Below are 18,883 nucleotides of genomic sequence, written 5' to 3'. Positions count from 1 at the left end.
CGCGTTTTACCTGTCATAACGTGAAGACCCGTTGAATATACAGGGTTTCTTTGCTCTTTAGTGGCATAAGGGCCGAGCACAAGGTGGATCAAGATGGGTTTTCCCGGCACATGGATGACGACAAGCGAAAGCGTAGTGTACCGCGTAGTGCCCAAATGCGCCTGCTCAACCATTGGCCAAATCATGTATTACTCTGACCACGGCACATTCTTCGACGGTGATATTCACGACGCCAAATCGGGGATCCACAAATGGGCGCTGGAAGACAGCCAGCAGGCAATCAGCCGGAATGTCAAAGACCACAAAAGCTATGCGTTCACCTGTGTGCGCAACCCCTACACCCGCATCCTGTCATCCTTCTTTGACAAGATCTGCGGCATCCAGCGCAACGGCAAACGCTACCGGGGCAATCTTGTCCCCTTGCTGATCCAGAAATACGGGATCGAGGTGGGCGATCCCGATACCGGCTTCGAATTTGACCAGATCAAAAGCTTCCGGCGCTTCCTTCTGTTCGCCCGCGACACGATCCGCTGGCGTCGCCCGATGGAACCCGACATTCACTGGTCGGCCATGTCCGGCCATATCAGCACGTTCATCGTGAATGGCGGGCGCTATGATAAAATCTTCTGGACGGAAAAGTTCAACGACGGCATGCAGGATGTCCTGAACGGTATCAAAACGGCGCATCCCATCAGCCTGTCCGACATTCCCCGTTTCAACGAAAGCGAAGGGCACGGCCCCAAACGCGCCCACCCGGTCGAGGATTACTTCGACGATCTGTCGATGCATCTGGTCTATGAAATCTACAAGAAGGATTTCCAGATCTTCAAATACGATTTCGAAAACCCCGCCAACAAGATGCCCATTGGCGAGATTGATCTGGACGAGGTGCACGCGAAACTGGGCCAGTAGTTGCGGCTTTGCCGCCACAAAAAGGGGACTGTCTGCCCCCTCGGCCTGCGGCCTCACCCCCGAGGATATTTATGCTCGGAAGAAGAGCAGATTTACCGAAAATTAGCAGAGTCCGCTTCTTATGGTCATACGGTACAGGCAGGGATGCCGATGGCCGCCGACGAAGAAGCCGCTGTTGTGCCTTCGGGTGACAACAGCGGTGGATTCCCTCTTCTTCCGAGCGTAAATATCCCCGCCGGAGGCATGAAAGTTTATCGCGTCCGCCTCGACAGTCGCCAAGCCTGCATTAAGTACCTGAGCGCGTAGCTGGAGGGAGAAAACCGGGGTGACTGTCGTTCTGATTCTGGGCAGTGGCCCTAACGTGGTGAATTGCCGATCCTGGTCCAAGGCGCCCTTTGACCGCATCGTGGCGATCAACAATGCCTGGGCGGTCCGCCCGGACTGGGATGATCTGATCCATCCGGATGATTTTCCGCCGGAACGCCAGCCCGCTGATCTGGCAGCCCATCAACGTATCATCCGTGCCTCGGACTATGTGCCATTGCAAAATGACTATGGCGGGTTTGTCTATGCGGGCGGAACCATGGCCTTTACCGCATCCTACTGGGCGTTGGCAGCGCTCAAGCCGAGGGTCATCGCCCTGCTGGGCTGCGATATGGTTTATGCCCAGACGTCCAACACCCATTTCTACGGCACAGGCACCGCCGACCCGCTGCGCGCGGATGTCACCCTGCGGTCGCTTGAGGCGAAATCGGCCCGGCTGATGGTCATGGCCGCCCGGCAGGGATGCGCCATGGTCAACCTGTCAACGGACCAAAGCCGGCTAGTTTTCCCCCGCAGCACGCCGGACGCGGCGGCGAGTGCTGTGCCATTGGCCTATGACAACGGCGTCGCGCAGGCCGCCCTGACCGAGGAAGACCGTCTCGACTATTATGTCCCGTCCGGCAAATACTGGAAGGAAGAGGAGAGGTTCGACCCTGCCACCATCGACGCGCTTGACGCGCTCTGGCTCAGATCAGTCCCTGCGCCGCAAACATCGCCTTGAGGTCGGCCTTGGGGCGCGGGCCGACATGGCCGATCACCTCAGCCGCCGCTGTCACACCCATCCGTCCGCAAATCTCAAGCGACTGTCCTGTGGCATAACCATAAAGGAACCCGGCGGCAAACTGGTCACCCGCACCGGTCGCATCAACCGGCACGACCTTTTTCACCGGCACCTCGACCCGTTCATTACCGCGCCGCAGTAGGACCGGGTCACCAGAACAGGTGCACACCACGGTTTCGCAATGGCCAATCGCCTGATCCAAGGCGGCGTTGAGGTCTTTGGTCTGATAAAGCGTTGTCCATTCATCGATATTGCCAATCACGAAATCCATCTCTTCGGCAATCAGCCGCTGGAAATCGGCACGATGCCTGTCCGCGCAAAACGGATCGCTGAGCGTAATGCCTGATTTGCCCCCGACAGTTTTCATCTGCTGGGCAGCCTCGGCAAAGGCCGTTTTACCGTCGGGCTTGTCGAACAAATACCCTTCGAGGAACAAGATCTTGCCGCCTGCGAACATATCATGCGGCACGTCGCCCTGCCCCAGATCAGCGCCCGCGCCCAGATAGGTATTCATTGACCGCTCGCCATCAGGCGAGACAAAGATCATCGACCGCGATGTCGGTGCATCCGCCGCTGGTGCTGGCGGGTTGGGAAAGGCGGTACCCGCATCCTCCATCCCCTTGGCATAGAACCGACCTAGCGCGTCATCTTTGACCTTGCCGATGAACGCCGTCGACAGGCCAAGGCTGCCAAGCCCCGCAATCGTATTGGCCACCGATCCGCCCGGCGTTTCCGTCCGATCGCGCATCGCGGCATAAAGCACCTCGGCCCGGTCCCGTTCGACCAGTTGCATGATCCCCTTCTCGATCCCCATGTGATCAAGAAACGTATCCTCGGCATGGCTGATCACATCGACAATCGCGTTGCCGATACCAATCACATCGTAATTGCTCATAAATTCTTGTCCTCGAATTGACACAGGTCGCGGATCAGGCACGCCGCGCATTTGGGTTTGCGCGCCACACAGACATAACGCCCGTGCAATATCATCCAATGGTGTGCATGAAGTTGATAGTCGGCGGGAATATGATCCTCGATGGCGCGTTCGACCGCGTTGACATCCCTGCCCACGGCAACACCACTGCGATTGCCAAACCGAAAGATATGGGTATCGACCGCCTGCGCGGGCTGTTTCCACCACATATTCAGCACCACATTGGCCGTCTTGCGGCCCACCCCCGGCAGCGATTGCAGGGCCGCGCGTGAATTAGGAACCTCGCCATCATAGTCATCGACCAGAATCTGGCTCATCTTGATGACGTTCTTGGCCTTTTGGCGAAACAGACCGATGGTCTTGATATGCTCCGTCAGTCCGTCCAGCCCTAGATCCAGCATCTTTTGCGGCGTATCGGCGATCTGGAACAGCTTGCGCGTGGCCTTGTTCACCCCTGCATCGGTGGCCTGCGCTGACAGGGCCACGGCCACCACCAGCGTATAGACATTCACATGCTCCAGCTCACCCTTGGGTTCAGGCTCGGCATAGTGGAACCGTTCAAAGATCTCGCGGATCGTGTGATAATCAAGCTGTTTTGGCATTCCGCCCCATATGCCTGCAGGGACCGGAACGAGCAAGCAAAAGATGCGCAATTTCCGGGTCGCAAGACGCGGGCCACATCCCTAGTTTGGACAGTATGGAACAGACAGACACATATCATTATCAGGTCATGCGCCGCGCCATCGAAGCCATCGATGCGGCAGGCGACCAGCCCCTTTCACTGGCCAATCTGGCATCGGACATGAACATGAGTCCGGCGCATTTCCAGCGACTCTTTTCCACATGGGTCGGCGTATCGCCCAAGCGCTATCAACAGTACCTGACGCTGGCGCATGCGAAATCCCTGCTCCAGGAACGGTTCACAACGCTAGAAACCGCCCATGCGGTGGGCCTGTCCGGGTCGGGCCGCCTGCACGACCTTTTTGTGCGGTGGGAGGCGATGAGCCCGGGCGACTACGCCCGGGACGGGGCCGACCTGACAATCTATTGGGGCTGGTTTGAAAGCCCATTCGGACCTGCGCTGGTGATGGGCACCGACCGCGGAATTTGCGGGCTGGCCTTTGCCGCTGAAGCAGGGCCGGAACCGGCCATGGCCGACCTCAAATCACGCTGGCCCAAAGCCAAATTCGTCGAAGACCCCACGTTCCTACGGCCATGGGCGACAGCCGCCCTTGGCATGACCGGAGAAACCAAGCTGCATATGATCGGGGGCCCCTTTCAATTGAAGGTGTGGGAGGCGCTGCTGGCGATCCCATCGGGACATGTCACCACCTATTCAGAAATCGCTCAGTCCATCGGCAATCCAAAGGCGGTGCGCGCCGTCGGCACCGCTGTCGGGCGCAACCCGGTCAGCTGGCTGATTCCCTGTCACAGAGCACTGCGAAAATCGGGTGGTCTGGGTGGATATCACTGGGGTCTGCCGGTCAAGCGCGCCATGCTGGCCTGGGAATCCGCACGGGCAGATGTTTCAGCCGCGTGATCACAAACCGGCAAAATCCGGCCAATTGAGTCTGCGTTATTGGATATCATCTGAAAGATGGGCATAAGCTCACATATTCACCCGCGCTTTTCAGCGCACCCATTCAGATGGAACAAAGACAATGATGTTTTCAAAACTCCCACTCGTATTTGCCGCCTCAGCGATGACGCTGGTCGCCGCATGTGATCCAACAGGTCCAAACGCCAACCAGAACACGCAGCAAGGCGCAGCAATTGGCGCACTTGGCGGTGCTGTTGTCGGCGCGTTGGCCAATAACGATGGCACCGTCCGCGAACGCAACCAATCTGCCCTGATCGGGGCCGCGCTTGGTGCAGGTGTGGGTGCTGCCGTGGGCAACAACCTTGACCGCCAGGCAGAAGAGTTGCGCCGCCAGTTGCGCAATGATGTGGGCGTGTCCAACAACGGGCGCAACCTTGTGGTTGTCCTGTCTCAGGATCTGCTGTTCGCCACTAACAGCACTTCAGTTTCGGCCGTCTCGCAACGCGAATTGCGGATCGTTGCCAACTCCCTGAACAAATATCCCAACACGACCGTCAACGTGATCGGCCACACGGACAACACCGGTTCGGCTGAGTTCAACCAGGATCTGTCGCAGCGCCGCGCGCAGGCTGTGTCTGCTGTGCTGCTCAACGGTGGTGTTTCCGCCACGCGCATCCGGTCGCTTGGCGCTGGTGAAAACCAGCCCGTTGCGTCCAACCTCAATGCAGCCGGTCGTCAGCAGAACCGCCGGGTTGAGATCATCATCACACCGAACTGATCCTGCCTCGCGGGATTACGAAGGGGTCACCTATGGCGGCCCCTTTTTTGTTGTGAAACTCCCGCAATCGGTCATATAATCTGACCAATAGCAGGGGTATGCAGATGCCGTTCGAACCCGTTCTACAGGAAAAACTGTCCCATGGCGTCATCCGCCAGATCGAAGGATTGATCCTGCGCGGCATTCTGCGCCCCGGCGAACGCCTGCCATCGGAGCGCGAACTCAGCGAACGTATGGGCGTATCGCGGCCTTCCCTGCGTGAGGCGCTGGCGGACCTACAGGATCGCGGCCTGTTATCATCGAAGGCCGGTGCAGGGGTCTACGTGGCCGACGTTCTGGGATCAGCCTTTGCCCCCGCCCTGATCAAGCTGTTTGCCACCCATGACGAGGCGGTGTTCGACTACCTCAGTTTCCGCCGCGACATGGAAGGGTTGGCGGCAGAGCGCGCGGCCCGGCTGGCCAGCGACACTGACCTGAAGGTCATCGACACGATCTTTCAGAAGATGGAAACCGCGCATCAAAAGCGCAATCCGGCGGACGAAGCGAACCTGGACGCTGATTTCCACCTGTCCATCATCGAGGCGAGTCACAACATCATCATGCTGCACATGATGCGGTCAATGTATGAATTGCTGCGCGAAGGCGTGTTCTACAATCGGTCCATCATGTTCAAACAGCGGACGACACGGGACACATTGCTGGACCAGCACCGGGCCATCAACACCGCCCTGCAGGCGCGCGACCCACACGCCGCCCGAGCCGCGATCGAGGCGCATCTGGATTTTGTGGAAACCGCCCTGTCTGATCAGCAAAAGGCCGATCGGAACGAGGTGTTCGCCCAGAAACGCTATGAACACGAAGCGCGGCGCTAGCTTTTCTGCATCACGTCGCGCCATAGCCAAAGGCTGATCACCGCCTGAAACAGCAGACCCAGAAATGCAAAAGGCTGGAACCCCCCCAGCACATCGGTGGAAAACAGCACCAGATCCCACAACCAGTGCCAGATGATCAGCGGCCAGAGATTGCCGATCTTCAGCGCAATCGGGGCCAGAAAGAACCCGACCAGAAATGTGAACGCCAGCTGTTGGACCGTGTTCTCAAACGGTTGTCCGGCCAGCACATTCACCGCATGCATCAGCGCGAACAAAGCGGCGCTAAGCACCATGGCCTGCACCACCGAGAGCCGGGTCAGCGCCCCGCGCAACAGTATCCCGCGAAACATCACCTCTTCGGAAAATCCGATCATGAATGTAGTCAGGGTCAGCCAGCCCAGCAACGACCACTCTGCTGCGGTCAGGCTGCCGTCCATCAGCTTGGGCACCTGCACCAGTAACATCGCGCCCAATACCACATAAGCAGGCAGCATCCACACCGTGGCCCGCCAGTTGATGCGTCCAAAACCGACGCCAGACCAGCCAAAATAGCGGATGATGTAGTACAGGACGATCCCGCAAAGGATCAGTTCGACCACCCAGAAGTGGCTGACCATCAGCGCCGTGCCATAGGGTTCTGCCCGGATCACATAGACATAGATCATGCCAAGCGCCACAACCGCGATATAGATGGCGGTTGCCTGCAATCCGATCTTCAGGCTTGGCATGCGGCGTTCCCCGGCAAAGCCCCCGACAGCACCGTCCTCGGGCGCCACGGCACTGTCAACGAAAAAGCCCGAACGCTTACGCAGCGTTCGGGCCTGATCATGAACATGGGGTGGGGGAAACCCACGCGGCTTAGTGCAGCTTCTCAGCCACTGTCGCGATGGCGTCGTCAATCAGCGCCCCGGCCGATTTCGCGTCCATCTGCTTGGCCATGACATCCTTGGCTGCACCCACGGCAACCACAATAGCTTCATCGCGGACCGCTTTGATCGCGCCGGCCTGCGCACTGGCAATCTGCTCTTCTGCGGCAGCCAGACGGCGGGTGATTGACTTGGCGATATCATCCTTGGCGGTGGCAGCGGCGTTTGTCGCCTCCTCCTTGGCAGAGGCCACGATACGGTTCGCCTGCTCCTGCACTTCCTTTTGCTTGCGCTCGTAAGACGCCAGCAGAGACTGGGCTTCTTCGCGCAGGGCCTTGGCCTGATCCAGCTCGGATTTGATGCCTTCGGCGCGCTTGTCCAGCATACCGCCGACCAACGCAGGAACCTTGTAGTAAAGCAGGATACCGATAAAGATCAGGAACGCGATCGACACGACAAAGTCGGTATTCGACAGCGAAAAGAACGGGCCTTTGGCCGCGAAGGCTGGCGTCGCACTCAGGGCGAATAGCGATGTGATCATCAAACGCATGATTTACCCTTTCATCCGTGCATTCACGGCGGCGGTGATCGCCTTGGCATCTGCTGAACCACCCATGACGGAGACCAGTTCCTTGGCTGTGTCCTTGGCAACTTCGGCCACGCTTTTGACAGCACCGTCGCGAATTTCGGCAATCGCCTTTTCGCTTTCGGCCGTCTTGGCTGCGATTTCGGCGTCTGCTTTCTGCAATTCCACATCAAGCTCGGCCTGAATTTCGGCCTTTGCCTCGGCCACGATCTTCTGGGCTTCGGCGCGCGCATCGACAAGGGCCTTTTCGTAGGCCGCTTCGGCCTCTGCCGCTTTGTTCTTCAGCTCTTCGGCTGCAGCGATGTCGTTGGTGATGGTGCCTGACCGCTCTGCCAGAACCGCGCCAATGCGGGGCAATGCGATGCGTGACATCACGAAATAAATCGCCGCCAGCGTGATGATTAGCCAGAAAATCTGGTTGGGCATCCAATCCGCGCAAAGCTGCGGCATACCAAGGGCGCTGCCCCCTGCATCAACGCAAACACCTGCGGCTTCTGTTGTTTCTGTTGCCATAATGGCCCCCGAATACCTTGAAAGTTTATCTGGTGGTCACAAAAGCGACCACCAGACCGTAAGGATATGGGTGTGTTCTTAGACGGCGAACATCAGCAGAAGCGACACGAGGAACGCAAAGATCCCCAGGGCTTCAGCAAAGGCCAGACCGATGAACAATGTTGCTGTTTGACCAGCAGCGGCAGATGGGTTGCGCAGGGCGCCTGCGAGGTAGTTACCAGCCACGGTGCCAACACCGATAGCAGCGGCACCAGAACCGATTGCAGCCAGACCAGCGCCGATATGTGCGAGTTCGCCTTCCATGTGAATTCTCCTTACGATTGGAAGTTGAGATGTAGGGTGGGGTTCGACCCCACCAACATTAGTGATGCGGGTGCAATGCGTCTTTCAGATAGACACATGTCAAAATAGTGAAAACGTAAGCCTGAATACCGGCCACAAGGACCTCCAGACCGTAGATGGCGACAATGCCAAAGATCGCGACCGGGCTGACCAGCGTCAGGGCAGCAAAGCCTGCAAACACCTTCAGAACAGCGTGACCCGCCATGATGTTACCGGCCAGACGAATGGAATGGCTGACAGGGCGGACAAAGTAGGAAATCACCTCGATCACCGCGATGATGGGGCGCAGGATTGCCGGGGCGTCCGACATCCAGAACAGGCTCAAGAACGACGCGCCGTTCTTGACGAACCCAAGGATCGTCACGCAGATGAAAACGCCGAAACCCAGAACCGCAGTGACCGCAATCATCGATGTCGGGCTATAGGACATCGGGATCAAGGCGAGGTAGTTGGCAAACAGGATGAACAGGAACAGCGTCATGATATAAGGGAAATACTTGACCCCGTCCTTGCCTGTCACGTCCTCTACCATCTTGTAAATAAAGCCATAAATCAGCTCACCGATGGATTGGATACGGCTTGGCACGATGGCGCGCCCCCGGCTGCCCAGAACGAAAACCCCGACGATCGCCAACAGGGAAATGCCCATCCAGATCGTCACATTGGTGACGGTGTACCACTGCACAGGGCCGTCGCCGAAAAACGGCTTGACGATAAACTGGTCCAGCGGATGGAAAACCAGACCACCTTCGGCTTTGTCTTCAGTCGCCACGTGCGTCACCCTCTTCGTTCGCAGCCTTTTGCTGCTTCATCTGCACCTCTTTGGCGGATCGCATCATGGTCAGAACACCGGCTGCGAGGCCAAAGAATATAAACAGCACCAGAAAAATCGGCATGGTCCCAAACAGGGTATCCAGCCCGTATCCGATGCCAAAGCCGATCCCAAGACCGGCCACAAGCTCTATCACCATCCGCCAGGCCAACTGTGCCTGAGAATAATGTTCTTCCGCGTGGTCCTTGACCGTTTCCGGCTCTTTGAGCTGCGCAATCTTCGCCTCTAGCGCCTTGAGGCGGTCAGCGTCGTCGCGTTCAGACATTGGTCCCAAACCCTTCGAAAGGTTGTGCTTGGTCTAGGGTGGTGGTGCGGCGGAGTCAAGCGGGTGCAGATACTGATTAACCTTCTGTTTTTGTTGTGAATTTATGGCACAATAATACTTGGATCGTCCCCTTTGGATGGCATTTGATATTCAACCGGATGGTTGACGTTTTGCCTCGATACCCCTTAATCGCGGTCATGGCCCAACCGCTCGACATCATCTTTTCGGCCCTTGCCGACCCGACCCGCCGCGCGATCCTTGCCATGCTGCTTGAGGATGACATGGCCGTCACCGATGTGGCGGAACCGTTTGCGATGTCGCTGGCGGCAATATCCAAGCATCTGGGGGTTCTGACGGCGGCTGGTCTGATTTCACAGGAAAAGCGTGGCCGGGTAAAATGGTGCAAACTGGAACCCGATGCGCTGCGCGAGGCATCGGTCTGGATGCAGGCGTTTGGACAGATGGAGGCGATTGATCTGGACGCGTTCGAGGCATTTCTGGAGCGCGAGTTGGAATAGTCGAGCAGCCTTCAAAATCGCGCATATACCTGCGATCGTCTGGATCACTAAAATCCACACCGCGATCTTTGCCAACGCGAGCAAGTTCACCCTGCTGCAATTCGCCACGCAGGTCCTGCCAAGCTCCAAGGCCATGGCCTATACCTACCTGACACCTGAAGCGTTTCGAGAAAAACCTGAATCGGGCACTTCCTATATAGGTCAGTTTGTGATCCGACCTGTTTGAAAGGATGGATCATGTCAGCATCTTGGCCATCAGCGCTTCTGGCATGGTTGCCGCGAGGTGGGCGTTCTCGATCCGACGGGTTGCCGACTGATCGGTCAATGTCTGAAAAGTGTTGTGGCAGCACCCAGCGCGAATTAGCCGCGTTCTTTGACCTGTTTTGGCGTTGGAACAGAACGTGATTTGGACGGTCGGGCCGCCCATCTACTCTTTTCGATGGTTATCAACCGCGCCCATTCGCGCAATGGATATGTGAAGATATGGATGGGGTTCTTGTCCTCCACGCCGCTGCTGAGCGCACCCATCTTTTCCTTGCAAGGTCCGGGATTGTAGTAGGTGCCAAAAACCAGATCAAAGATAGGAAAAACGCCAGCGAGGTTCTTGCCATATGCTTCGGGCACATCTGCGTGGTGCCAGCGATGGAAGACCGGTGAGGCGATAACGTATTTGAAAGGACCATGGTCGAAATCCAAATCCATATGTACATACATGCCGTGCAGGGTTTGAAGCAGCATCACGACGGGAATGGCTTGTGGCATCTGCAACCACGTCAACAAGACGATATAGTTCAGATGCATCATCAACCATTCAAGGATGTGCACACGATAAAGGGAAAGAGCGTTAACATGTGTGTCGGAATGATGGGCCGCATGGGTCGGCCAGCCCCATCGCGTGTGCATTATTCTGTGGATAACATAGTCGGCAAAATCCTTCGCGGCGAGGCCGAATAAGCATACCACCACGATCGGCACGTTATCCCACGTTGCGGGATCTATCGTGGGAATACCCAATGCTGCATAGGCCGATTGAGCGAACGAACCGATGTCCTTGACGAACCAGGCGAGCAGCAACACGTTGCCGAACATCACAGCTGCAGTGGCAAAGGTGTTTTCAGCCGCATGCCTGCTAAGCTCTTCTTTCTTGCCGAACAGGAAATACAGCACGTAGCTGGAAAAAAGCCCTATAAGAAGAATATGAGTTATTGTTAGTTCAGGGACCCAATTCACAGCCACACACCCAGTTCATGTTTCGCGAAAGCATTGCAACCAACTCGTGGCTCGATTCAGTTAGGCATTAAAGACCAAGAAAGAGTGCACAAATTGGCCAAAATATGACCAAATCTAGCTCGCCTCTTTCAACTACGCCGGTTCGGAATGTCATTTTGCGCCGCGACAACCATTATATAGAGGGCAGTAGAGTCGCCCGTTTTCATTTGCCTGGTGGCGTTAGACTCTGCAAACCCTTATGCTCAGTTTCCAGTCATAAAAACTGATGAGTTCATCTCGCCGCGTTCTGTGAGGCCTTGAACCATGCTCGCAGCAGCCGCACAAGCCGCAGTGACGCCCGGGACAACTTCAAAAGGGATGCCGTTTGCTTTGATCGCGTCGGTCTCCTCGGTGGTCCGGCCGAAGATACCCGGGTCACCACATTTCAAACGAACCACACGATGCCCGCGTTTGGCCGTGGCGACGAGGGTTTGTATGATCTTTTCCTGTGGCCAACTGGGACAGCCTGGAGCTTTACCAACATAAATGCGTTCCGCATCCCGGCGGGCCAGTTCAAGGATTTCAGGATCAAGCAACCTGTCATAGTAAATGACATCCGCTTCTTGCAGCCGCTGTACCCCGCGCAGGGTGATCAGGTCTTTGGCACCGGGGCCAGCACCGACAATACTGACGCTGCCACCAGTTTTCTGGCCGAACTCGCCAGTCTCAATAGCGGTTTTGATAAGTCTGGCGGCGTCACGTTCTGCACCGCTTGCAAACAGACGACGCGGACTATCATTGAACACCCATCGCCACAGATCACGACGGGTCCGCGGGGCCAGCCGCATTGATGCGGCGTTTCGCAAACGTCCTGCAAGTGCTGCAAGATCACCCAGTCGCGGCTCAAGCATCTCTTCCAGTTTGGTCTTGATCTGACGGGCCAGGACAGGTGCTGTCCCTTCGGTTCCGATCGCTACAACAACCGGATCACGATCCACGATCGATGGTGTGATAGCGTCGCAAAGCAGTGGCTGGTCGACGACATTCACAGTCGCACCCGCATCCTTGGCCAGGGCATGTAAAGCCATGTCGATGCCGGGGCAACCGGTGGCAATGAAAACCAGCGCGCTATCGGCAAAACTATGACCCGAAATGCGACCGGTCTGGTGCATGATGCGGTCCGCAGCGGCAAGATCGGCGAGTTCAGCCTCGAGGACCGGTGCCAGAACAATCACCTTGGCCTCTGTTTTCAGGATTAGGCGTGCCTTTTGCGCGGCTTGCTCGCCTCCGCCAACGATGACAACGCGGCGACCGGTCATCCGAAGAAACATGGGAAAGGTTTTCATGCCGACATGCTTTCATGTTGGTGGCGGGCATCCCACAGACCTTTGGCCATGTGATGCGCATCAACCAGCGTTGGTGCGGCTTTGAGCGTCCAAAGCGCCACCGCGGCGGTACCAGTGACAGTGGCGATGGCGAATGGATCATGCTCCGTCCCATACCAGAGCGCTCGCAGATCAATGCTACGGCCCGCTTCGTGCAAGCGACGGGTATCCTGCAGAATGGGCGCGGCGATTTCCTGGATATGCGCACCATCGCGCAAGCCAAAGACGGTGATCGCCTTGGACGGATGCCGCTCGAACTCACCGCCGCCCCCTTTGATGATACTCAGATCACGCTGGCCCAGTAACTCTGCGGCCTGTGCTTGTAAGCCCCGATAGGACGGATGGAAAACGCCCTGCACTGTTGCAGGTGCTTGTGCAGGGTTCCACATGCGAAGCACGGTATTGATACAGGACCGAAGCCCAAGGCTGTCCCGCAAATTCAGCAGCGTATGGGCTGCGGAGCTGAGTGTTTCCAAAGCATGGTAGGTGACCGAAGGTCCCGCGATATCCAGCGCCTCGCGGATGCTGCCCCCCGGCGATTGATGCGCATTCTGGCCATGCATCGCAACGCGGTAACCTGCCTGGCCCACCAACCGGGCGGCCAGCAGGAAAAGCGGGGCACCCCGACTGCGGCCCGCCGCATATGAGGGCCAGTCGAGGTCGGCAGATGGAAGTTTCCCATGGACATGGTCCCGCAAAGCAGCCGTGAAGCCCGCGATTTCCGCAGGTGTCTCGCCCCGCAATCGCATGACCATCAAAAGGGCACCGATCGCTTCGGGGGCCGCTTCACCGTTGAGGATCAGGGTCATCGCCTCTTGCGCCTCTGCCATGGTCATGGCGCGCGCGCGGCCTTTTCCCCGAGCGACGATACGGACAAACGGTGCGAGGCTCATTCCGCAGCCATCGGAATCGATGCCTCTGCCAAAAGCGCGGTAAGTTCGGGCTTGCAGGAACCGCAGTTGGTTCCTGCGCATGTAGCCTCGCCCAGGGCGGCGACACTGCGCGCCCCATTTGCCACCGCGGCAAGAAGCGTGTTGCGACCAACATTGAAACATGCGCAGACGGTCGCGCCCACATCGGGCATATCAGCCGCGCTGCGACCGGCGAGCGCGATCAAAGGCGGTGTGCTGGTGCCGATAAAACCGATTATGGCCGAACGCGACAGGACCACCGGGGTAGCGGCCACGAACAAAAGGGCAGTGATCCGATCGTTTTCCGCGATGGCAACACGTACCATCGCTGCAGTGGGGTCAATCTGGATCGATACATCACCAATCGCCTGTCCTGAAAGCCTACGCGCTTCAGCTTCCCAGCATGTCGGCGTTTGGCTGCCGGCCAGTTCGACCTGCCATCCAGTTTGCGTGCGGGCGATGGCCGCATAAGGGGTCTGCGGCTTTGGCTGGTTCGCACAGGCAAGAAAGCCATACCATTTGGGTTTATAAAGCGTTGCTGTGACTGCACAGGATTTCAGCGCGGGCTGGCCGGAGATAGGATCAGTTACAGGTGCCGTCAGGCTGTTGACCATGCCAGAGGTCGTGCGCTGACGGGTCCAGTGCATCGGGGCGAATAGCTGGCCCGGTGCTACGCGCGGTGTGACCAGCGCACGCAGGATTGCGCCGCCATAAATGCTTTCGACGCGGACAAGGGCACCGGCACCCACCTCAAGCGATGCGGCGTCTTGTGGGTGCATCTCAACATATGGTTCAGCTAGATGCGCCCCCAGCCGCGCGGATTTTCCCGTGCGCGTCATTGTGTGCCACTGGTCGCGATTGCGGCCCGTGTTCAGCGCAAACCCTTGGTGCTTCCGCTGCGGTGCCTTGACCGGGATCATGCGCGCCTTGCCATCAGGGTGGTAAAACCGCCCATCCGAAAAGAACCGGTGGTCATTCTGTGGCCATTGGGTCGGTACCAGACGGGTATAGTCGACATCGGCAAAGATGCTCAGATCCAGGTCGCGCGGAAACTGCGATGTGGCCGCATCAAGGGCAATATACTCGGCAAAGACATCGGCCGGTGTCTTGTAAGCAAACGCATGCCCGAAACCCATGCGCGTCGCCACATCGCTGATAATCGCCCAGTCAGGGCGGGCTGATCCGGGCGCTGGCAAAAAGGCCCGTTGGCGTGAAAGGCGACGTTCGGAATTGGTGACTGTGCCATCCTTTTCGCCCCAGCCCGTCGCAGGCAGGCAGACATGGGACAAATCCGTGGTGTCGGTGTTTTCCATAATTTCAGAGGTGACAACAAAGGGCACATTTGCGATTGCCGCAGCAACACCCTCGGAATCGGGCAGGGATACCGCCGGGTTGGTGGATATCACCCAAAGCGCCTTGATATCGCCATTGGCGCACGCCTTGAATAGATCAACGGCCTTCAGCCCAGGCTTTGTACATATGGTGGGGCTGTTCCAAAAATCTCGCACCGCCTGCCGGTGATCCGGATTATCCAGTTCCAGATGGTTGGCGAGCATGTTGGCCAGCCCACCCACCTCACGGCCGCCCATAGCATTTGGTTGGCCGGTGACGGAAAACGGCCCCATGCCGGGTTTGCCAATGCGCCCTGTGGCCAGATGACAGTTGAGGATCGCATTCACCTTATCCGTACCGCACGCGGATTGGTTGACACCCTGCGAATAGACAGTGACGACCTTTGGTGTGGCGGCCCAAAGCCTGTAGAATGCCGCACGATCCTGCGCGCTCAGGCCGGTGTTGATAAGGTCAGTGTGGTGGGCTGCGGTCAACGCCTCTTGTAGCCCGTTAACGTGATGCCTGATGAATTCATGGTCCAGGTGTCCGCCAGCGGCCAAATGCGCCATAAGCCCGTTGAACAGGGCGACATCCCCATCAGGGGCAATCTGCAAATGCAGATCGGCAAGGTCGGTCGTCGCGGTGCGGCGCGGATCGATATTGACGACACGCATCTCTGGCCGCGCGTCTTTCGCTGCGGCAATCCGCTGAAACAGGACAGGATGACACCAGGCCAGGTTGGATCCGACCAGCACGATCAGGTCCGCCTCTTCAAGGTCCGCATAAGTGCCGGGAACCGTATCGGTGCCAAAGGCACGCTTGTGCCCGGCGACAGATGACGCCATGCAAAGCCTTGAATTCGTGTCGATATTCGCCGCGCCGATAAAGCCTTTCATCAGCTTATTGGCGACATAATAATCCTCAGTCAACAACTGACCCGAGGCATAGAATGCCACGCTGTCAGGGCCGTGTTCGGCAATCGCGGCACTGAACTTGTCCGCTACGAGATCAAGCGCTTCATCCCAACGGGCCTGCTGGCCGTCAATCTTGGGATGCAAAAGACGTCCATCAAGGTCAATCGTTTCACCCAACGCGGCCCCCTTCGAACAGAGCCGCCCAAAGTTTGCCGGATGATCAGGGTCACCCTTGATCGTGCCGTCAGCCCCGGCAAGGACGCCGCAGCCAACGCCGCAATAGGGGCAGGTGGTGCGGGTCAGGTTCATGCCGCCGCCCGTGCGCTCAAAAACGACCGGTCCAGCAAAATACGCCCGTTTTCAACGCGCGCTGGATAGGTGGTAACCTGGCCATCATCTTCGCCCTGCGCCTGCCCGGTTTCGAGCGAGATCACCCAGTTATGCAGCGGGCAGGTGACCGATTTGCCATGCACGATCCCTTCTGCCAAAGGGCCTGCCTTATGCGGACAGGCGTTATTCAGCGCAAAGATTTCGTCGTCGGCAGTGCGAAAGACCGCAACACAGCCGTCGGACGTTTTGACTACTCGCGCGCCCCGCTGCGGGATGTCATCAAGGGCCGCAATATCAATCCAATTGGTCATTCCGCCGCCTCCAGCGCAAGGTTTGCAAGCGGCTGATAGCTTTCCGACTTATCCGCGGCATGTTCCGCCCAGGGGTCCTTGCGATAGATCGACTGGCTCAGCTCAAAGCGGTCAACCAAGGCCTGTCGCGTCTGCGGGTTGTCGATTTGCTCTTTGATCCACTCAAGCCCGACCTTGGCCATCCATTTGTAGATCCGGTCGAGATATTTGGCGTTTTCGCGGTAAAGCTGCGTGACCGCTTTGATCACGGCGATTACGTCATCCTCGGTCGCGACCTGCACCAGAAGCTCGGTTTCCTTGACATCCATGCCAGCGGCCCCGCCGATACTGACCTGATATCCGGAATCCACACAAACGACGCCGATATCCTTGCAAGTCGCCTCTGCACAATTGCGCGGGCAGCCCGAGACGGCGAGCTTCAGCTTGTGCGGTGTCCAGGACCCCCAAAGCGTCTTTTCCAGCTTGATACCCAGACCGGTGCTGTCCTGCGTGCCAAAGCGACAATGATCAGTGCCGACGCAGGTTTTGACCGTCCGCAACCCCTTGGAATAGGCATGACCCGATACCATGCCCGCCGCGTTCAGATCAGCCCAGATATGGGGCAGGTCCTCACTCCGGACGCCCAGCAGGTCAATGCGCTGACCGCCCGTGACCTTGACCGTAGGCACGGCGTATTTGTCCGCCGCATCTGCAATCGCGCGCAATTCATCCGGCGTGGTGATCCCACCCCACATGCGCGGCACCACGCTGAATGTGCCGTCCTTTTGAATATTCGCATGCTTACGTTCGTTGACAAAGCGGCTTTGGGGGTCGTCGGCATAGTCCAACGGCCAATCCGCCAACAGATAGAAATTCAAGGCCGGTCGGCACACGTGACAGCCGCAGGATGTTTTCCACCCACATTCCTGCCAGACAGCAGGCATTGATTTCAGCGCGCGCGACTTGATCATGCGCCGCACGTCTTCATGGGTCATATCGGTACAGGCGCAGATGGATTGCGCGGCAGGCATGACAAAATCATCGCCCAGTGTTACCGCCAGCACCTGTTCGACCAGCCCGGTACATGTCCCGCAGGACCCCGATGCCTTGGTGGTTGCCCGCACGGCGCCCAGATCAGTGGCGCCCGCCGCGATGGCGTCTTCGATTTGCCCTTTGCAGATACCGTTGCAGCCACAGATCTCCGCATCACGCGGTAAGGCTGCAACAGCTGCTAAAGGGTCCAGGGGGGTCCCCCCCTGATAGGCTGGGCCAAAGATCAGCGTGTCGCGCATATCCGAAATATCGGTCTTATCTTTGATCAGCCCGAAGAACCAGTTGCTGTCGGCAGTATCGCCATACATCACCGCCCCAATCAGCACGTCATCATCAATGACAAGCCTGCGGTAGACGCCGCGCGCCGGATCGCGGAAAACGATATCCTCGCGCCCGTCCCCATCCGCGAAATCGCCCGCGCTGAACAGGTCGCAGCCAGTGACCTTCAGCTTGGTGGCCAGTTCCTTGACCACAAAGGCATTCGGTTCATCCATCAGACTGTCAGCCACGACCCTGGCCTGATCGTAAAGAGGTGCGACCAGTCCAAAGAGATGACCGTCAAACTCGACGCATTCGCCCACGGCATATATATCCGGATCAGAGGTCTGCATCTGTGCGTTCACCTCGATGCCGCGCGCAACCTCCAACCCAGCATCGGTGGCCAGACGGGTTTCAGGGCGGATGCCCACGGCCATGACAACCAGGTCGGCCTCAAGCCCGGTATTGTCTTCCAGCATCACACCTTCGACATGGGTTTCACCCAAAATCGCCGCTGTAGAAGCCTGGCAGATGATCCTGACGCCCTTGTTTTGCAGGTCACGGCGCAACAGGAACCCGGCACTTTCATCAAGCTGCCGCTCCATCAGATGGCTCATCAGGTGCAGCACGGTCACCTCCATGCCGCGTTCGGCGAGGCCTGCAGCCGCTTCCAACCCCAGAAGACCGCCGCCAATAACCACGGCCTTGCCTCCTTTGGCGGCGGCATCAATCATCGCATTGGTGTCATCCAGATCGCGATAGGTGATCACACCGGGCAGGTCTTTACCCTGCACCGGAATGATAAAGGGGGCAGAGCCGGTGGCGATCAAGAGCTTGTCATAGGCAACGGTGCCGTTCTGACCGGTGACAGTTTTGGCCTCCCGATCAATCGCCGTCACATGCTCGCCAAACCGGCAGGTCACGCCGTTTGCTTCGTACCAATCGGCGTCATGGGTCACGATCTCTTCATAGGTCTTTTCGCCCGACAGAACCGGCGACAGCATGATGCGGTTGTAGTTCCCGCGTGCTTCGGCGTTGAACAGGGTCACGTCATAGCCGGCGTTCGCTTCGAACAGATGTTCGAGCACACGGCCCGAAGCCATGCCAGCGCCAATGACAACAAGTTTCTGGGTCATGT

The 18,883-nt window shown here is 57.9% G+C and carries 20 protein-coding genes and 1 pseudogene; 7 read left to right on the top strand and 14 right to left on the bottom strand.

Going from position 1 to position 18,883, the window contains the following annotated elements:
- Positions 1-93 precede the first annotated feature (93 nt).
- Positions 94-912: a sulfotransferase family protein gene (locus tag ACFWW2_RS21795; protein ID WP_393931797.1), complete on the top strand. Its 819-nt coding sequence runs from the start codon at positions 94-96 to the stop codon at positions 910-912.
- Between the two features lie 325 nt (positions 913-1,237).
- A complete protein-coding gene (locus ACFWW2_RS21790) occupies positions 1,238-1,957 on the top strand; it encodes a hypothetical protein (RefSeq protein ID WP_393931795.1) in 720 nt (239 codons plus the stop codon).
- On the opposite strand, the gene ACFWW2_RS21785 is transcribed toward ACFWW2_RS21790, so the two are convergent.
- Positions 1,923-2,912: an adenosine kinase gene (locus tag ACFWW2_RS21785; RefSeq protein ID WP_393931793.1), complete on the bottom strand. Its 990-nt coding sequence runs from the start codon at positions 2,910-2,912 to the stop codon at positions 1,923-1,925. The two genes, ACFWW2_RS21790 and ACFWW2_RS21785, sit on opposite strands and share 35 nt — an antisense overlap.
- Positions 2,909-3,553 (bottom strand): endonuclease III, encoded by a 645-nt coding sequence (gene nth, locus ACFWW2_RS21780; protein WP_393931791.1) that lies wholly within the window; start codon positions 3,551-3,553, stop codon positions 2,909-2,911. Before nth ends, ACFWW2_RS21785 begins: the two co-directional genes overlap by 4 nt.
- 95 nt (positions 3,554-3,648) lie before the next feature.
- Between nth and ACFWW2_RS21775 the strand changes: the two genes are divergently transcribed.
- From ACFWW2_RS21775 to ACFWW2_RS21765, 3 genes are all read left to right on the top strand, one after another.
- Positions 3,649-4,491, top strand: a complete 843-nt coding sequence (locus ACFWW2_RS21775; protein ID WP_393931789.1) for a methylated-DNA--[protein]-cysteine S-methyltransferase — start codon at positions 3,649-3,651, stop codon at positions 4,489-4,491.
- 121 nt (positions 4,492-4,612) lie between these two features.
- Positions 4,613-5,269 carry an OmpA family protein gene (locus tag ACFWW2_RS21770; RefSeq protein WP_393931787.1) on the top strand — a complete coding sequence of 219 codons (657 nt, stop codon included), beginning with the start codon at positions 4,613-4,615 and terminating at the stop codon, positions 5,267-5,269.
- Between the two features lie 104 nt (positions 5,270-5,373).
- Positions 5,374-6,141: a FadR/GntR family transcriptional regulator gene (locus ACFWW2_RS21765; protein ID WP_393931784.1), complete on the top strand. Its 768-nt coding sequence runs from the start codon at positions 5,374-5,376 to the stop codon at positions 6,139-6,141.
- Here ACFWW2_RS21765 and ACFWW2_RS21760 read toward each other — a convergent pair.
- From ACFWW2_RS21760 to ACFWW2_RS21735, 6 genes are all read right to left on the bottom strand, one after another.
- Positions 6,138-6,869, bottom strand: a complete 732-nt coding sequence (locus ACFWW2_RS21760) for a CPBP family intramembrane glutamic endopeptidase (RefSeq protein ID WP_393931782.1) — start codon at positions 6,867-6,869, stop codon at positions 6,138-6,140. The genes ACFWW2_RS21765 and ACFWW2_RS21760 overlap by 4 nt on opposite strands.
- A gap of 130 nt (positions 6,870-6,999) precedes the next feature.
- Positions 7,000-7,557: a F0F1 ATP synthase subunit B gene (locus tag ACFWW2_RS21755; protein ID WP_393931780.1), complete on the bottom strand. Its 558-nt coding sequence runs from the start codon at positions 7,555-7,557 to the stop codon at positions 7,000-7,002.
- 3 nt (positions 7,558-7,560) lie between these two features.
- On the bottom strand, positions 7,561-8,106 hold the full coding sequence (locus ACFWW2_RS21750; RefSeq protein WP_393931778.1) for a F0F1 ATP synthase subunit B': 546 nt from the start codon (positions 8,104-8,106) through the stop codon (positions 7,561-7,563).
- 78 nt (positions 8,107-8,184) lie between these two features.
- The gene (locus tag ACFWW2_RS21745) at positions 8,185-8,409 is read right to left on the bottom strand and encodes a F0F1 ATP synthase subunit C (protein ID WP_008233394.1); all 225 of its coding nucleotides are present in this window, start codon (positions 8,407-8,409) and stop codon (positions 8,185-8,187) included.
- A 58-nt stretch (positions 8,410-8,467) separates the two neighbouring features.
- The gene (locus tag ACFWW2_RS21740) at positions 8,468-9,220 is read right to left on the bottom strand and encodes a F0F1 ATP synthase subunit A (protein ID WP_393931775.1); all 753 of its coding nucleotides are present in this window, start codon (positions 9,218-9,220) and stop codon (positions 8,468-8,470) included.
- A complete protein-coding gene (locus ACFWW2_RS21735) occupies positions 9,210-9,545 on the bottom strand; it encodes an AtpZ/AtpI family protein (RefSeq protein WP_393931773.1) in 336 nt (111 codons plus the stop codon). Before ACFWW2_RS21735 ends, ACFWW2_RS21740 begins: the two co-directional genes overlap by 11 nt.
- A 197-nt stretch (positions 9,546-9,742) precedes the next feature.
- On the opposite strand from ACFWW2_RS21735, the gene ACFWW2_RS21730 reads away from it, so the two are divergent.
- Together ACFWW2_RS21730 and ACFWW2_RS21725 are read left to right on the top strand one after the other, a co-directional pair.
- The gene (locus ACFWW2_RS21730; RefSeq protein WP_393931875.1) at positions 9,743-10,063 is read left to right on the top strand and encodes an ArsR/SmtB family transcription factor; all 321 of its coding nucleotides are present in this window, start codon (positions 9,743-9,745) and stop codon (positions 10,061-10,063) included.
- Positions 10,017-10,289, top strand: a complete 273-nt coding sequence (locus ACFWW2_RS21725; protein ID WP_393931771.1) for a hypothetical protein — start codon at positions 10,017-10,019, stop codon at positions 10,287-10,289. The genes ACFWW2_RS21730 and ACFWW2_RS21725 overlap by 47 nt, the downstream gene beginning before the upstream one ends.
- Before the next feature lie 134 nt (positions 10,290-10,423).
- Here ACFWW2_RS21725 and ACFWW2_RS21720 read toward each other — a convergent pair whose 3' ends face one another.
- The 6 genes and pseudogenes from ACFWW2_RS21720 to nirB all read right to left on the bottom strand — a co-directional run bounded on the left by ACFWW2_RS21720 (position 10,424) and on the right by nirB (position 18,881).
- The gene (locus ACFWW2_RS21720) at positions 10,424-11,230 is read right to left on the bottom strand and encodes a sterol desaturase family protein (protein ID WP_393931769.1); all 807 of its coding nucleotides are present in this window, start codon (positions 11,228-11,230) and stop codon (positions 10,424-10,426) included.
- A gap of 308 nt (positions 11,231-11,538) precedes the next feature.
- Positions 11,539-12,618: pseudogene (gene cysG / locus ACFWW2_RS21715) on the bottom strand (siroheme synthase CysG); the annotation flags it as partial.
- Positions 12,615-13,550, bottom strand: a complete 936-nt coding sequence (locus ACFWW2_RS21710; RefSeq protein WP_393931767.1) for a glycosyl transferase family protein — start codon at positions 13,548-13,550, stop codon at positions 12,615-12,617. The gene ACFWW2_RS21710 and the pseudogene cysG, both read right to left, overlap by 4 nt.
- Entirely contained in the window at positions 13,547-16,123 is a 2,577-nt protein-coding gene (locus tag ACFWW2_RS21705) for a molybdopterin-dependent oxidoreductase (RefSeq protein WP_393931765.1), read from the bottom strand. The genes ACFWW2_RS21710 and ACFWW2_RS21705 overlap by 4 nt, the downstream gene beginning before the upstream one ends.
- Positions 16,120-16,455 carry a nitrite reductase small subunit NirD gene (gene nirD / locus ACFWW2_RS21700; protein ID WP_393931763.1) on the bottom strand — a complete coding sequence of 112 codons (336 nt, stop codon included), beginning with the start codon at positions 16,453-16,455 and terminating at the stop codon, positions 16,120-16,122. Before nirD ends, ACFWW2_RS21705 begins: the two co-directional genes overlap by 4 nt.
- Complete coding sequence (nirB, locus tag ACFWW2_RS21695) at positions 16,452-18,881, bottom strand: nitrite reductase large subunit NirB (protein WP_393931761.1); 2,430 nt, start codon at positions 18,879-18,881, stop codon at positions 16,452-16,454. Before nirB ends, nirD begins: the two co-directional genes overlap by 4 nt.
- Between the last annotated feature and the right edge of the window lie 2 nt (positions 18,882-18,883).

The sequence above is a fragment of the Yoonia sp. R2-816 genome, from assembly GCF_046762905.1.
Taxonomy (GTDB): Bacteria; Pseudomonadota; Alphaproteobacteria; order Rhodobacterales; family Rhodobacteraceae; genus Yoonia.
The sequence above is the reverse complement of the archived record's forward strand: the minus strand, read 5'-3'. Positions and strand labels throughout refer to the sequence as shown.

What these genes read in the sequence shown, in the direction of transcription:
- ACFWW2_RS21785 (WP_393931793.1), bottom strand. Translation starts at nt 2,912, where the DNA reads ATGAGCAATTACGATGTGATTGGTATCGGCAACGCGATTGTCGATGTG.
- ACFWW2_RS21755 (WP_393931780.1), bottom strand. Translation starts at nt 7,557, where the DNA reads ATGCGTTTGATGATCACATCGCTATTCGCCCTGAGTGCGACGCCAGCC.
- ACFWW2_RS21735 (WP_393931773.1), bottom strand. Translation starts at nt 9,545, where the DNA reads ATGTCTGAACGCGACGACGCTGACCGCCTCAAGGCGCTAGAGGCGAAG.
- nirB (WP_393931761.1), bottom strand. Translation starts at nt 18,881, where the DNA reads ATGACCCAGAAACTTGTTGTCATTGGCGCTGGCATGGCTTCGGGCCGT.
- ACFWW2_RS21760 (WP_393931782.1), bottom strand. Translation starts at nt 6,869, where the DNA reads ATGCCAAGCCTGAAGATCGGATTGCAGGCAACCGCCATCTATATCGCG.
- nirD (WP_393931763.1), bottom strand. Translation starts at nt 16,455, where the DNA reads ATGACCAATTGGATTGATATTGCGGCCCTTGATGACATCCCGCAGCGG.
- ACFWW2_RS21745 (WP_008233394.1), bottom strand. Translation starts at nt 8,409, where the DNA reads ATGGAAGGCGAACTCGCACATATCGGCGCTGGTCTGGCTGCAATCGGT.
- ACFWW2_RS21750 (WP_393931778.1), bottom strand. Translation starts at nt 8,106, where the DNA reads ATGGCAACAGAAACAACAGAAGCCGCAGGTGTTTGCGTTGATGCAGGG.
- ACFWW2_RS21730 (WP_393931875.1), top strand. Translation starts at nt 9,743, where the DNA reads ATGGCCCAACCGCTCGACATCATCTTTTCGGCCCTTGCCGACCCGACC.
- ACFWW2_RS21795 (WP_393931797.1), top strand. Translation starts at nt 94, where the DNA reads ATGGGTTTTCCCGGCACATGGATGACGACAAGCGAAAGCGTAGTGTAC.
- ACFWW2_RS21710 (WP_393931767.1), bottom strand. Translation starts at nt 13,550, where the DNA reads ATGAGCCTCGCACCGTTTGTCCGTATCGTCGCTCGGGGAAAAGGCCGC.
- ACFWW2_RS21775 (WP_393931789.1), top strand. Translation starts at nt 3,649, where the DNA reads ATGGAACAGACAGACACATATCATTATCAGGTCATGCGCCGCGCCATC.
- ACFWW2_RS21765 (WP_393931784.1), top strand. Translation starts at nt 5,374, where the DNA reads ATGCCGTTCGAACCCGTTCTACAGGAAAAACTGTCCCATGGCGTCATC.
- ACFWW2_RS21705 (WP_393931765.1), bottom strand. Translation starts at nt 16,123, where the DNA reads ATGAACCTGACCCGCACCACCTGCCCCTATTGCGGCGTTGGCTGCGGC.
- ACFWW2_RS21770 (WP_393931787.1), top strand. Translation starts at nt 4,613, where the DNA reads ATGATGTTTTCAAAACTCCCACTCGTATTTGCCGCCTCAGCGATGACG.
- nth (WP_393931791.1), bottom strand. Translation starts at nt 3,553, where the DNA reads ATGCCAAAACAGCTTGATTATCACACGATCCGCGAGATCTTTGAACGG.